A 13,435-nucleotide genomic window follows, 5' to 3' on the forward strand; every position below is an offset into this window, starting at 1 on the left:
GGGCCTAACCCTTGAGGGCGAAAGCCAGATTGTCGATCAACGACGCACCAACGCCCTTGCGCAAAGGTGATCGGGCGAAGCGCGAAAGAGCCTTGCGGCGCCCGATCGTCCCGGACGCATGCAAACAGGAATAGAACCAGACCTGCCCGAAAACGCTTGCCAGCGCCCGCTGTGAATAAATCCCCGCCCGCGCATTCGCCTGCTGCAAGCGCTCAAGCCAGCCTTCGGCCCAGTCGAGGAAAGTCGGATGTTCGCGCCACTCCTTGCCCTTCATCCTCATCAGCCGGCAATGCCGGGCGAGATCTTCCTCGTCGAAGGAGACTCCTAGCGCGGTCAGCTGGCGTTCGGCGATACGGACCTTGGCTGTCTGCACCTTGGTTCCGCTGGAATTGGTAATCCGGCCGCCATGCTCGCGCATAAGCGTAAGCCTGCGTGGCATATTCGCTGCCTGATATTTTTCCGAAAGTCGCACCGATAATTCGAAATCCGACGAAACGGCAAACTCCTCATCGTAACGCAAGTTGCGGAGCGCAGCCGTACGGGCCATGAGCGATGTGTTGGCGTGGCAGCAGCGGAATAGAAGCCAGGCTTTCAATTCGTCCGGATGAAGAGGCTTGATGAGGTTCCGCACTGCCCGGTCCTTGCCGTTCACCTTGGTAACCCACCCGCCCAGAGTAGCGATCTGCGGGTTGCGATCGAGGTAGGCGACCTGTCTTTCCAGTCTGCGGGGCGCCATCCGGTCGTCGCTGTCCAGAAGAGCAATATATTCGCCCCGGGCAAGATCCAGGCCTCGATTGCGCGTGAAAGGGATGCCCCGATTCCGGTCGTTATGTTCCACCTTAATCCGTGGGTCCTGATAACGGCCGACCACAGCCATACTGTCGTCGGTCGATCCATCGTCAATGATCAGAAGCTCAAAATCATCGAAATTCTGGGCCAGCACCGATTCAATCGCATTTGCCACAAAGGCCGCGCGATTATAGACCGGCATGAACACGGTCACTTTGGGCAAATGGGGCATCTCAACCTTGCTTTTCCAATGGGCGGCTCCGTTGCGGGAGATCAACTCCACCTATAGTACATGATGTGTGAAAATCTCGGGGAACAAGCGACAAACTGCTGAGCGGCGGCTGGGCGGAAATAGCGGCCCTTCAAATCCTCGTGCAAAGCGCAGAAGCGGTTGATGGTGTCTCTTTCCCCGCGACGTTCGGCATCATCGAAGATGACGATGCAGTCCTGCTCGCGAAAGCTGTCTATCAGTTCAAGCCCGGCCCAACGGGAATGCCGCTTCGTCCCGATCGGGGCGTCGATCAGAATGAGGTCGAATTTGCCTCCGATCCCGGAAAGGTCCGCATAGCCCTGAACATCGACGCCGTGAATGGATTTCGGGACGAGGGGGCTGTGCATGACCTTATGGTCCACCCTTTGCCCAATCCGGTTCGCCCAGTCGCTGTCGGTTTCCAACGTCACTACGTCAACCGGCAATTTCTTGGCCAGGGCGTTCAAAAGCAAAGTGGACTGGCCTGCGCCGACGTCCAGCACGCGCGCGACCGGATTTTCGGTGACGATGCGCAGGATCAGGTAGAACAGGCCGTAATTCGCGCCTGCCCCCGTGGGATAGAGTGGCGGGACCGGTAGATCGAGTTTCGCCACAGCATCATGGACCATGTTCTGAAGCAGCACCTCGCGCAGCATCCGCTTGGAGAAGGTGAGGGACCATGAAAGTGGGCGTGACATAGACATACTCGTGCTTGAGAAGCCCGCAAAGGCGCGCTCCTTTAGAAATCTTCCGCCATGGGCGTCAAAATAATTCGCCCGGACGACTTTGCGCCTTGTCCCCAGCCCCGTCATTTGCACCGCGGCCTTCGAACCTCTCCCGCAATAGAGCTACCCAATCTTTCATGCACCGGTCGAGCGACCATCGGCGAGCGCCCGCGCTTTGCGCCTCGCGTGATCGATGATGAGTCAGCTCTGTTCGGATGGCACGGGCCAGGCCTTCGGCATCCTCGATAGGCGCGAGCGTCCCGTATGGCCCCGCCTCAACAACTTCGCGATTGCCGGTGGGACAATCGGTGGCGACGATCGGTAATCCGCAAGCAAGCGCTTCAATTAGCGCGTTGCTGGCGCCCTCCCACCGTGACGCGCTGACAAAGAGATCGGCGCGCGAGAGGATGGCGAAGGGGTTGTCCTGATAACCGAGCAGGGCAAGCTGGTCGGCAACCCCTTTTTCTTTGGCCAGGCTCTTGAGCGCTGCCACCTGATCGGCACTACCATCCCCAATGATCATCAGCCGCGCGCCCTCATCCCGCAGTTGGGCGAGGGCCGAGACAAGGAGGTCAAAGCCCTTCTGCCGCACTATCCTGCCCATGGTGACCAGGACGGGCGCGCCGTCGCGTTGATCCAGGAACGGATGATCAAAAGGGGCGGTCGCCAGCCGATCGACTTTCGCCAGATCAACGCCGTTTGCGACGACTCCCACATTCTTTTTGGGCAGCGCGGTCTGGATTTCTGCGGCCAGGGCATGCGAAACGGCGACGACAAAGTCAGCGCCGCCGAATTTGAGGCGGTTACTCCATGCGCCGGTCAGCGATTGCCATCGGCTGGCCTTGCCATGATGCGCCGAGTTGCTTGCCCGCGCGCCGAATTGGATTGATCGCTTCCGGCCGCTCAGTGCCAAAGCGACCCGCACAGCAAGATGGAGATGATTGCCCCCGCTCAGGAACAGCGCAGGACGCCGGCGGCGCAAGGCGGCGGCAAGGGCAGGGACGTTGAGCGCCAAATCAAGGCCCCGGTCGCGCAGGCGTATCGCCGACCCTGCAGCGAAAACCGGCACGCCCAATGGTACGCGTGCACGCAGCGCGCCTTCGTCCCGCACCACCCATAGTTCGACCGGCAGACCAGCCTCCGCGCAGGCCGCCGCGATCTCAATGGATTTGACGACAGTGCCGCTGGGACGGAAGTCGTAATTGCCTATGGCGATAATGGGATTGTTATTCTGCAAATGCGGCTCAACTCCGGGATGGTTGTTCATAGGTGCGGAAAAGGCGGCGGGCCAGTCTTTTGCTTTTGCCTCTTTGATGGGTAGCAAATGGGTGGACGAGGCGCTAAGGGCTTCCGTCGCGCGCCCCGGATCGATCATCGGCGCGGACGGAGGACATCTGAACCCATGGCCGAATTCTCTCTGCCCAAGAACAGCAAGATTTCCGGTAAGGGCGTGGCCCATAAAGCACCTGACGGCGCAAGCAACGTCAAGAGCTTCAAGGTTTATCGCTACGATCCCGACTCGGGTCAGAATCCGCGCTATGACACGTTCGAGATCGATCTCGACAATTGCGGACCGATGGTTCTGGACGCGCTGCTGAAGATCAAGAATGAATATGATCCGACGCTGACCTTCCGCCGCTCCTGCCGCGAAGGCATTTGCGGTTCCTGCTCCATGAACATGAATGGCAAGAACGGCCTCGCATGCACCACTTCGATCGAGGAGTGCGCGGGCAAGGAAGTGCGCATCACGCCGCTGCCGCACATGGATGTGATCAAGGACCTCGTCCCCGACTTCACGCATTTCTACGCCCAGTACAACTCGATCAAGCCGTGGCTGCAAACCGTCAGCCCCGCGCCCAGCGGCAAGGAGCGGCTGCAGTCGCCCGCCGACCGCGAAAAGCTCGACGGCTTGTACGAGTGCATCCTTTGCGCCTGCTGCTCGACCAGTTGCCCGAGCTATTGGTGGAACTCCGACAAGTTCCTTGGTCCCGCCATCCTGCTCCAGGCCTATCGCTGGCTGGCCGATAGCCGTGACGAATATACTGGCGAGCGCCTCGACGAGCTGGAAGATCCGTTCCGTCTCTACCGCTGCCACACCATCATGAACTGCGCGAACGTCTGCCCCAAGGGCCTGAGCCCGGCGAAGGCGATCGCGGAGACCAAGAAGATGATGGTCGAACGGCAGCTTTGATGCGGTGAGCGGCAATGCTGGTCCTGTAAGCCGGGTGGCGGACGGCCCCTGGGCTGGCTGGCTGCGCTGGAGTGATCCGGCGCCAGAGACCTTTCTGAGCACGTCGGTCGGCCCCAGCTATTCGCGTGGCGAGGGAGAGCGCCGTGCGACTGTGATGCTCGAAACCCGTCAATCACACGCCAATCGCAATGGCGCGCTGCATGGCGGTTTTCTCGCGGCTTTTGCCGATCATGCTTATTTTGCCGCCCTGGCTGCGATAGGCCGGCCGGAGCAGGCTGCGGCCGTGACGGTCGATCTTTCCATGCAATATTGCGGGTCGGGCGAAATCGGCAAGCCGTTGCGCGCCGATGTGGAAGTGCTGCAGGAAACTGGCCGGATGTTTTTCATGCGGCTGACCGTCCATCAGGACGACAGGATGGTGGCCGCATCCACCGCGACGGTGCGCAAGGTCCCCGTCCCCAAATGAGCAGCGTGATCGAGCGTTATCGCGCGCTCGTCGCGGCGGGCGAATTGCGCGCCGATCCCGATCAGGAGGCCGCTGCGCGTCGCCTGAGTGCGCTGCAGACGGAATTGGAAATTTCCCCGCCGCGAGGTTCTACCCTTTGGAAGCTGCTGCGGAAGGCTCCTGAACCGCCGCGCGGGCTTTACATGTGGGGCGGTGTGGGGCGCGGCAAATCGATGCTGATGGACCTCTTCTTCGACACGGTGAAGGTCCAGCGGAAGAAGCGCGCGCATTTCCATGAATTCATGCTCGACGTCCATGCGCGGCTGGCAGAAGCGCGCAAGGCGGAGAAGGGAGATCCCATCCCACCCGTCGTGGAGTCGCTGGCCGAAGAAGCGCGGCTGCTCTGTTTCGATGAGATGGTCGTCAATAACATGGCTGACGCCGCGATCATGTCGCGCCTGTTCACGGGCCTGCTCGACAAGCGGGTGACGATCGTCACCACTTCGAACCGAGAACCGGACGAACTCTACAAGAACGGCCTTAACCGTCAGCTCTTCCTGCCCTTTATCGATCTGATCAAGGATCGGCTGGACGTCATGACGCTGAACGGTCCGACCGATTACCGGCTGGACCGCCTCGGCGATGCAAAGTTGTGGCACGCGCCCAACGGGCCGGAGGCGACGAAGGCGCTTTCCGAAGCCTTTTTCCGCCTGACCGACTATCCCGTCGAGGATCGCGCGAAGGTGCCGGGCGAGGACATTCCGGTGCAGGGCGGCCGAACGCTGCATGTGCCCAAGAGCCTTAAGGGCGTTGCGGTCTTCTCCTTTAAACGGCTGTGCGCCGAGGCGCGGGGCGCCCCCGACTATCTGGCGGTCGCCCGGCGGTTTCATACCGTGATCCTTGTGGGTATTCCGGTCCTGGGGCCCGAGAAACGCAACGAAGCCGCCCGGTTCGTAACCCTGATCGACGCGCTGTACGAATATAAGGTGAAGCTGCTCGCTTCGGCGGATGCCGAACCAGCGCGGCTATATCCGGAGGGCGATGGCGCCTTCGAATTTGAGCGCACCGTCTCCCGCTTGATGGAAATGCAGTCGGACGATTATCTGGCGCTGGGCCACGGGCCTAAATAGTCCGCGCGGGCGGAAGAGTTCATCATCCATGTTAGGAAAATGGCCCGGACGCTTCCCCGAGAAAAGGGAAGCGTCCGGCAGGTGGCCGCTGCGGGAGTGGCTAGCGCCAGGGTAGGAACGCATAGCGGGCAGGGGGCAAAGCTTTCTAATGCAACTGCGAATGAGTTGCAAAGATAAATCGCTCTTAGTCCCTTTCACAGGTTGAAACCTCAACAATATCGGCCTAAGCGGGCCAGCAATTCCAATTTTCCGTGCTTGGAGGATGATTGCTTATGGCCCGCAAGAAGATCGCGCTCATCGGCGCTGGCAATATCGGTGGTACGCTCGCGCATCTCGCTGCTCTCAAGGGTCTGGGCGATATCGTCCTCTTCGACGTGGTCGAAGGCGTTCCCCAGGGCAAGGCGCTCGATCTTTCTCAGTGCGGCCCGGTCGAGGGTTTCGACGCGAAGATCATCGGCACGAATGACTATGCCGACATCAAGGATGCAGACGTCATCATCGTCACTGCCGGTGTCGCCCGCAAGCCGGGCATGAGCCGCGACGACCTGCTCGGCATCAACCTCAAGGTCATGAAGGCCGTGGGTGAGGGCATCAAGAACAACGCCCCCAACGCCTTCGTCATCTGCATCACCAACCCGCTCGACGCGATGGTGTGGGCGCTGCGTGAATTTTCCGGCCTGCCGCACAACAAGGTCGTCGGCATGGCGGGCGTTCTCGACTCCGCGCGCTTCAGCCACTTCCTGGCCGAAGAATTCCAGGTGTCGGTGAAGGAAGTGAACAGCTTCGTTCTCGGCGGCCATGGCGACACCATGGTTCCGGTCGTTCAATATTCGACCGTCGCCGGTATCCCGATCCCCGACCTCATCAAGCAGGGCCGTTCGACCAAGGAGCGCATCGACGCCATCGTGCAGCGCACCCGTTCGGGCGGCGGCGAAATCGTCGCGCTGCTCAAGACCGGCTCGGCCTTCTACGCACCCGCGACCAGCGGCATTGCTATGGCTGAAGCCTATCTGTTCGACCAGAAGCGCTTGCTGCCCTGCGCCGCGAACCTGACCGGCCAGTATGGCGTCGATAATCTTTACGTCGGCGTACCCGTGATCATCGGCAAGGATGGCGTCGAGCAGGTTATCGAGATCGAACTGGACGACGAAGCCAAGGCGAACCTTCAGGTATCGGTCGATGCCGTCAAGGAACTGCTCGAAGCCTGCAAGGGCATCGATTCCTCGCTCGCCTGAGCCAAAGAGCTGCACCAGTGCGTCCCAGGTGAGTGAGCAGCCTGGGACATGCTGCCTTCCACCTGAAGTGCCACGTCCACAGAATGTAAAGGGACTGACATGTCCATTCTGGTGAACAAGAACACCAAGGTCATCACGCAGGGTATGACCGGTGCCACCGGCACCTTCCACACCGAACAGGCGCTGGCCTATGGCACGCAGATGGTCGCAGGCGTCACGCCCGGCAAGGGCGGCACGAGCCATATCGGCCTGCCCATGTACGATACCGTCGCGGAAGCCAAGTCGAAGACCGGCGCCGATGCTTCGGTCATCTATGTTCCGCCGCCGTTCGCGGCCGACTCGATCCTGGAAGCGATCGATGCGGAAATCCCGCTGATCGTCTGCATCACCGAAGGTATTCCGGTACTCGACATGGTCCGCGTGAAGCGCGCCTTGTCCGGCAGCAAGTCGCGCCTGATCGGCCCGAATTGCCCCGGCGTTCTGACGCCTGACGAATGCAAGATTGGCATCATGCCCGGCAGCATCTTCAAGAAGGGCTCCGTCGGCGTCGTGTCGCGTTCCGGCACCCTGACCTATGAAGCCGTGTTCCAGACGTCGAACGCTGGCCTGGGTCAGACGACGGCCGTCGGCATCGGCGGTGACCCGGTCAACGGCACCAACTTCATCGACGTGCTGGAACTGTTCCTGGCTGACGACGCGACCGAATCGATTATCATGATCGGCGAAATCGGCGGCGACGCGGAAGAACAGGCTGCCCAGTTCCTGATCGACGAGGCCAAGCGTGGCCGCAAGAAGCCGATGGCTGGCTTCATCGCGGGCCGCACGGCGCCTCCGGGCCGCCGCATGGGCCATGCCGGCGCGATCGTGTCGGGTGGCAAGGGCGATGCGGAAAGCAAGATCGCGGCGATGGAAGCTGCCGGCATCAAGGTTGCCGCCAGCCCGTCCGAGCTGGGCTCGACGCTGGTCGAAGTGCTCAAGGGCTAAATCAAAGCAGGCGAGGCGGCCGGGCTGCACCCCGGCCGCTTGTTACCCCGCTCCGCGACTGCACGCGGTCGGCATGGGACGCATGAGATGGGTTACGAAAACCAGGATTTTGAAACTGAGCGCGGCCCGAGCTGGGCGCGCCCGAACTGGCCGCTGACGGATACGGATGATCTGACCGGCGCCCTCGACCCCACGCAGATGCAGGTGGCGGTGAAGGCTGCGGCCAAGGCTTCGGGCAAGGCGGTTTCAGATGCGGACGCGGTCAGCGCTGCTGACGATGCGATCCGTGCGCAGCTGCTGATCCGTACCTATCGCGTGCGCGGCCATCTTGCGGCCAATCTCGACCCGTTGGGCCTCACCCATCGCGATCTTCCGGCCGACCTGACGCCGGAATATCATGGCCTGACGGACCCTGATAAGAAGATCTATCTCGGCGGCACGCTGGGCCTGCAATATGCTACCGTGCGGGAGATCGTGGCGATCTTGCGCGCCAATTATTGCGGCAATGTCGGCCTGGAATATATGCACATCGCCGATGTCGAGGAACGCGTGTTCCTCCAGGAGCGGATGGAAGGCAAGGACAAGGAAATCCACTTCACGCCGGAAGGCAAGAAGGCGATCCTGGCCAAGGTGATCCACGCCGAACAATATGAAAAGTTCCTGGGCCGTAAATATGTCGGCACCAAGCGCTTCGGTCTGGACGGCGGCGAATCGATGATTCCCGCTCTTGAAGCCATCATCAAACATGGCGGCGCCAGCGGTATTCGCGAGATCGTCTATGGCATGGCGCATCGTGGCCGCTTGAACGTGCTGGCCAATGTGATGGCTAAGGGCTTCCGCGTCATCTTCCACGAATTCTCGGGCGGCACGGCCAATCCCGAGGATGTCGGCGGTTCGGGTGACGTCAAATATCATCTCGGCACATCGACCGACCGTGAGTTCGACGGCGTCAAGGTCCACATGTCGCTGGTGCCCAACCCGTCGCACCTTGAGACGGTCGATCCGGTGGTGCTGGGCAAGGTGCGCGCGCAGCAGACCTTCCGCGACGATCTGGAAAAGCATGAGCAGGTCCTGCCCGTGCTGATTCACGGTGACGCGGCCTTCGCTGGCCAGGGCATCGTGTGGGAATGCTTCGGCTTTTCGGGCGTGTCCGGCTACAATACCGGCGGCTGCATCCACTTCATCGTCAACAACCAGATCGGCTTCACCACCAGCCCGCAATTCTCGCGTGGCTCGCCTTATCCCAGCGACGTGGCAAAGGGTGTTCAGGCGCCGATCCTGCACGTCAATGGCGACGATCCCGAAGCCGTGACCTTCGCGTGCAAGCTGGCCATCGAATATCGTCAGACGTTCCATCGCGACATCGTGATCGACATGTGGTGCTATCGCCGTTTCGGCCACAATGAAGGCGATGAGCCGAGCTTCACCCAGCCGCAGATGTACGCGAAGATCCGCCAGCATCCGCCTGTCAGCGACGTCTATGCCGCACGCCTGAAAGCCGAAGGCGTGATCGATGATGACTTCGTCACCAAGGTAACGGGCGACTTCGTCAATCATCTAGAGGAAGAGTTCGAGGCGGCGAAGAGCTACAAGGCCAACAAGGCCGACTGGTTCGCCGGCCGCTGGTCGGGCCTGCACAAGCCAGCCGACGCCGAAACCGCGCGGCAGAATGTGGAAAGCGCGATCAGCCAGAAGCTGTTCGACAGCCTGGGCAAGACGCTGACCACGGTTCCCGAAGGGCTCAACGTCCACAAGACGCTGAAGCGCGTGATCGAAGCGAAGGCGGAGATGTTCAAGAACGGTGTGAACTTCGACTGGGCGACCGGCGAAGCGCTGGCCTTCGGCTCGCTTTTGTCGGAGGGCTATGGCGTTCGCCTGTCGGGTCAGGACTCCGGTCGCGGCACCTTCAGCCAGCGTCACGCCGTCTGGGTCGACCAGGACAGCGAGAATAAGTATATCCCGCTCTCCACCGTGCCGCACGGCCGTTTCGAGGTGCTGGACTCGCCGCTTTCCGAATATGGCGTGCTCGGCTTCGAATATGGCTTTGCGCTGGCAGATCCCAAAAGCCTCGTGCTTTGGGAGGCGCAGTTCGGCGACTTCGCCAACGGCGCGCAGATCGTGTTCGACCAGTATATCGCTTCGTCGGAAACCAAATGGCTGCGTTCCAACGGTCTCGTCTGCCTGTTGCCGCACGGCTATGAAGGGCAGGGGCCGGAACATAGCTCGGCCCGTCTGGAGCGCTTCCTCCAGCTTTGCGCGGAAGGGAATATCCAGGTCGCGAACATCACGACCCCGGCGAATTATTTCCATATCCTGCGCCGTCAGATGCTGCGGCCTTTCCGTAAGCCGCTAATCATCATGGCGCCCAAGTCGCTGCTGCGTCACAAGCTGGCGGTCAGCAAGGCCGAGGACTTTCTGGGCGATACGCACTTCAAACGCATTCTGTCCGATCCCAACGGGGCGGAGGATACGGAAACCCGCCGCCTGGTGCTTTGCTCGGGCAAGGTTTTCTATGACCTGCTTGAAGCGCGCGACGCGGCCGGCGACAAGGATGTTCAGATTGTTCGCATCGAACAAATCTATCCTTTCGCCACCGAAGCGCTGGCCACGCGCATCAAGCGCATGACCAACCTGGAAGATGTGGTCTGGTGCCAGGAAGAGCCGCGCAACAATGGCGCATGGTTCTTCGTGGAACCCTATGTCGAGGAAGCGCTGGCGCAGGCAGGCAAGGCTCCGATGCGCGCGCGCTACGCCGGCCGCAAGGCTGCTGCCTCGCCCGCGACGGGCCTCGCCAAGCGCCATGTCGCCGAGCAGGGCGCTCTTGTCGCCGACGCGCTGGGCCACAGCGTTCGTGAAGAAATCCGCCGCCAGAAGAAAGGCTGACACAGCTCATGGCAACCGAAGTCAAAGTCCCCACCCTGGGCGAATCCGTTACCGAAGCAACTGTTGGCCAGTGGCTCAAGAAGCCGGGCGAGGCCGTGAAGGCTGACGAGCCGATCGTCAGCCTGGAAACGGACAAGGTCGCTGTCGATGTGCCCGCGCCGGTCGCGGGCACGCTGGGCGATATCATCGCCAAGGAAGGCGACACGGTGAATGTCGGCGCATTGCTGGCGATGATCAATGAGGGCGCGTCTGCTGCCGCACCCTCGGCGGCTGCCCCGGCCCCTGCTGCCAAGGCGGAGGCTGCAACGCCTGCACCGGCCGCTTCGGTTCCCGCTGATGAGGATGAGGGCGGTAATCTGACGCTCTCGCCCGCCGTACGCCGCTTGGTGCTGGAGCATGGCCTCGATCCGAGCAAGATCAAGGGCACGGGCAAGGACGGTCGCCTGACCAAGGACGATGTCATGGCCGCAGTTGCTGCGGGTACGGCGAAGGCAACCGCTTCGGCTCCTGCCGCAGCGCCCGCTACTGAAGCCCCCGCAGCCGGTCCCAGCCGTAAGCAGGAGCGCGTCAAGATGACCCGCCTGCGCCAGACGGTCGCCAAGCGCCTGAAGGAAGCGCAGAACACCGCCGCGCTGCTCACCACCTATAATGACGTCGATATGACCAACGTCATCGAGGCGCGCGCCAAATATAAGGACCTGTTCGAAAAGAAGCACGGCGTCCGTCTGGGCTTCATGGGTTTCTTCACCAAGGCGGTCTGCATGGCGCTGCGGGACATTCCCGGCGTCAACGCACAGATCGAGGGCGACGAGATCGTCTATAACGACTTCGCCGATGTCTCGGTGGCCGTGTCGGCCCCCAACGGTCTGGTCGTGCCAGTCATCCGCAACGCCGAAAGCCTGAGCGTCGCCGACATCGAAAAGACGATCGGTAATTTCGGCAAGAAGGCCAAGGAAGGCACGCTCACCATGGAGGACATGAAGGGCGGCACCTTCACCATCTCCAATGGCGGTGTGTTCGGCTCGCTGTTGTCCAGCCCGATCATCAACCCGCCGCAGTCGGCGGTGCTGGGCCTCCACCGTATTGAAGACCGGCCGGTCGTGCGCGACGGTCAGATAGTTATCCGCCCGATGATGTATCTGGCGCTCAGCTATGATCATCGGCTCATCGACGGCCGTGAAGCGGTGACGTTCCTGGTCGCGGTCAAGAATGCGATCGAGGATCCGACCCGTTTGCTGATCGACCTGTAAGAGGTTCGAGCCAACGCATCCCGTTCGGGCTGAGCCTGTCGAAGCCCCGTCCTTTCTATATCGAGAGGACAAAATAGGAAGTAATGCCCTTCGACAGGCTCAGGGCGAACGGAGATTGTTATGGCAGACTTCGATTACGACGTTCTGGTGATCGGCGCCGGCCCCGGCGGCTATGTCGCGGCGATCCGTGCGGCACAGCTGGGCCTCAAGACCGCTTGCGCCGAAAGCCGTGAGACGCTGGGCGGCACCTGCCTCAATGTCGGCTGCATCCCGTCCAAGGCGCTGCTGCATGCCTCCGAACTCTACGAGGAAGCGGCGGGCGGCGCGCTGGCGAAGCTTGGCGTCAAGATCGACAAGATGAGCCTCGATCTGGACACGATGCAGGGGCAGCGCAAGGATGCGGTGAAGGGCCTGACCGGCGGGGTCGAATTCCTGTTCAAGAAGAACAAGGTGGATTGGCTGAAAGGTCTGGCAAGCTTCACCGGCCCCAACACGGCGGAAGTCGCTGGCAAGTCCGTGACAGCCAAGAATATCATCATTGCAACCGGCTCGTCGGTTACGCCGCTGCCGGGCGTCGAGGTCGATAACAGGAAGGGCCTGATCGTCGATTCCACCGGCGCGCTCGAGCTGGACAAGGTGCCCGATCATCTGGTCGTCATCGGCGGTGGCGTTATCGGGCTGGAACTGGGTTCGGTCTGGCGCCGCCTGGGTTCGAAGGTCACGGTGGTCGAGTTTCTGGATCAGATCCTGCCCGGAATGGACGGTGAGGTCCGCAAGGAAGCGAACAAGATCTTCAAGAAGCAGGGTTTTGAATATAAGCTCGGCACCAAGGTCACCGGCGCAGAGGCGCACAAGAAGGGTGTCACGCTGACGGTCGAGCCGGCGGCCGGTGGGCCTTCGGAAACGATCGAGGCGGATGTCGTCCTGGTGTCGATCGGCCGTCGACCCAATACGGATGGTCTGGGCCTCGACAAGATCGGCCTGCAGTTGAACGCTCGTGGCCAGATCGAAACGGATCATGACTTCGCGACGAAGGTGCCGGGCGTATGGGCGATCGGCGACGTTATCCCTGGTCCCATGCTGGCGCACAAGGCCGAGGATGAAGGCATCGCCGTTGCGGAAAACATCGCGGGTCTGACCGGCATCGTGAATCACGACGTGATTCCGTCGGTCGTGTATACCAAGCCCGAGATTGCGGGCGTGGGCCTGACCGAGGAAGCCGCCAAGGAGCGCGGCGCGATCAAGGTCGGGAAATTTCCCATGCTAGCCAACAGCCGCGCCAAGACCAATCATGAGCCCGATGGTTTCGTGAAGGTCATCGCCGATGCCGAGACCGACAAGGTGCTGGGCATATGGGTAATTGCTACGGTCGCCGGAACCATGATCGCGCAGGCAGCGCAGGCCATGGAGTTCGGCGCGTCCAGCGAGGACATCGCCTATACCTGCCACGCGCACCCGACGCATAGCGAAGCGATCAAGGAAGCAGCGATGGCGGTGACGGGCAAGCCGATCCACATGTGATCGCTGCCTGGCTCTTTTCGTCCATTCAGGTG

General features: G+C 61.4%; 11 protein-coding genes. 8 read left to right on the forward strand and 3 right to left on the reverse strand.

All coding sequences use genetic code 11. The features are described 5' to 3' along the window. Positions 1 to 4 precede the first annotated feature (4 nt). The 3 genes from ACZ5Y5_RS02040 to ACZ5Y5_RS02050 all read right to left on the reverse strand — a co-directional run bounded on the left by ACZ5Y5_RS02040 (position 5) and on the right by ACZ5Y5_RS02050 (position 3,031). Positions 5 to 1,021 carry a glycosyltransferase family 2 protein gene (locus ACZ5Y5_RS02040; protein WP_464809554.1) on the reverse strand — a complete coding sequence of 339 codons (1,017 nt, stop codon included), beginning with the start codon at positions 1,019 to 1,021 and terminating at the stop codon, positions 5 to 7. 41 nt (positions 1,022 to 1,062) lie between these two features. Then, positions 1,063 to 1,737: a hypothetical protein gene (locus tag ACZ5Y5_RS02045; RefSeq protein WP_464809555.1), complete on the reverse strand. Its 675-nt coding sequence runs from the start codon at positions 1,735 to 1,737 to the stop codon at positions 1,063 to 1,065. 64 nt (positions 1,738 to 1,801) lie between these two features. Beyond that, on the reverse strand, positions 1,802 to 3,031 hold the full coding sequence (locus ACZ5Y5_RS02050) for a glycosyltransferase (protein WP_464809556.1): 1,230 nt from the start codon (positions 3,029 to 3,031) through the stop codon (positions 1,802 to 1,804). 135 nt (positions 3,032 to 3,166) lie between these two features. On the opposite strand from ACZ5Y5_RS02050, the gene ACZ5Y5_RS02055 reads away from it, so the two are divergent. From ACZ5Y5_RS02055 to lpdA, 8 genes are all read left to right on the forward strand, one after another. Continuing rightward, positions 3,167 to 3,955 (forward strand): succinate dehydrogenase iron-sulfur subunit, encoded by a 789-nt coding sequence (locus tag ACZ5Y5_RS02055; protein ID WP_464809557.1) that lies wholly within the window; start codon positions 3,167 to 3,169, stop codon positions 3,953 to 3,955. A gap of 4 nt (positions 3,956 to 3,959) precedes the next feature. Beyond that, positions 3,960 to 4,421: a PaaI family thioesterase gene (locus tag ACZ5Y5_RS02060; protein ID WP_464809558.1), complete on the forward strand. Its 462-nt coding sequence runs from the start codon at positions 3,960 to 3,962 to the stop codon at positions 4,419 to 4,421. Continuing rightward, the gene (zapE, locus tag ACZ5Y5_RS02065) at positions 4,418 to 5,530 is read left to right on the forward strand and encodes a cell division protein ZapE (RefSeq protein ID WP_464809559.1); all 1,113 of its coding nucleotides are present in this window, start codon (positions 4,418 to 4,420) and stop codon (positions 5,528 to 5,530) included. Before ACZ5Y5_RS02060 ends, zapE begins: the two co-directional genes overlap by 4 nt. Before the next feature lie 272 nt (positions 5,531 to 5,802). Further along, positions 5,803 to 6,765 (forward strand): malate dehydrogenase, encoded by a 963-nt coding sequence (mdh, locus tag ACZ5Y5_RS02070; RefSeq protein WP_464809560.1) that lies wholly within the window; start codon positions 5,803 to 5,805, stop codon positions 6,763 to 6,765. Between the two features lie 99 nt (positions 6,766 to 6,864). Next, complete coding sequence (sucD, locus tag ACZ5Y5_RS02075) at positions 6,865 to 7,749, forward strand: succinate--CoA ligase subunit alpha (RefSeq protein ID WP_066524454.1); 885 nt, start codon at positions 6,865 to 6,867, stop codon at positions 7,747 to 7,749. An 87-nt stretch (positions 7,750 to 7,836) separates the two neighbouring features. Then, positions 7,837 to 10,632: a 2-oxoglutarate dehydrogenase E1 component gene (locus ACZ5Y5_RS02080; RefSeq protein WP_464809561.1), complete on the forward strand. Its 2,796-nt coding sequence runs from the start codon at positions 7,837 to 7,839 to the stop codon at positions 10,630 to 10,632. An 8-nt stretch (positions 10,633 to 10,640) separates the two neighbouring features. Beyond that, a complete protein-coding gene (gene odhB, locus ACZ5Y5_RS02085; RefSeq protein WP_464809562.1) occupies positions 10,641 to 11,882 on the forward strand; it encodes a 2-oxoglutarate dehydrogenase complex dihydrolipoyllysine-residue succinyltransferase in 1,242 nt (413 codons plus the stop codon). 120 nt (positions 11,883 to 12,002) lie between these two features. Next, positions 12,003 to 13,403, forward strand: coding sequence for a dihydrolipoyl dehydrogenase (gene lpdA, locus ACZ5Y5_RS02090; protein ID WP_464809563.1), 1,401 nt, complete (start codon positions 12,003 to 12,005; stop codon positions 13,401 to 13,403). Positions 13,404 to 13,435: the final 32 nt, after the last annotated feature.

The sequence above is a fragment of the Sphingobium sp. TomTYG65 genome (assembly GCF_055395525.1).

Bases quoted from the DNA above. Each gene is read 5' to 3' on its own strand.
- ACZ5Y5_RS02040 (WP_464809554.1), bottom strand. From the start codon at position 1,021: ATGCCCCATTTGCCCAAAGTGACCGTGTTCATGCCGGTCTATAATCGC.
- ACZ5Y5_RS02045 (WP_464809555.1), bottom strand. From the start codon at position 1,737: ATGTCACGCCCACTTTCATGGTCCCTCACCTTCTCCAAGCGGATGCTG.
- ACZ5Y5_RS02050 (WP_464809556.1), bottom strand. From the start codon at position 3,031: ATGAACAACCATCCCGGAGTTGAGCCGCATTTGCAGAATAACAATCCC.
- ACZ5Y5_RS02055 (WP_464809557.1), top strand. From the start codon at position 3,167: ATGGCCGAATTCTCTCTGCCCAAGAACAGCAAGATTTCCGGTAAGGGC.
- zapE (WP_464809559.1), top strand. From the start codon at position 4,418: ATGAGCAGCGTGATCGAGCGTTATCGCGCGCTCGTCGCGGCGGGCGAA.
- mdh (WP_464809560.1), top strand. From the start codon at position 5,803: ATGGCCCGCAAGAAGATCGCGCTCATCGGCGCTGGCAATATCGGTGGT.
- sucD (WP_066524454.1), top strand. From the start codon at position 6,865: ATGTCCATTCTGGTGAACAAGAACACCAAGGTCATCACGCAGGGTATG.
- ACZ5Y5_RS02080 (WP_464809561.1), top strand. From the start codon at position 7,837: ATGGGTTACGAAAACCAGGATTTTGAAACTGAGCGCGGCCCGAGCTGG.
- odhB (WP_464809562.1), top strand. From the start codon at position 10,641: ATGGCAACCGAAGTCAAAGTCCCCACCCTGGGCGAATCCGTTACCGAA.
- lpdA (WP_464809563.1), top strand. From the start codon at position 12,003: ATGGCAGACTTCGATTACGACGTTCTGGTGATCGGCGCCGGCCCCGGC.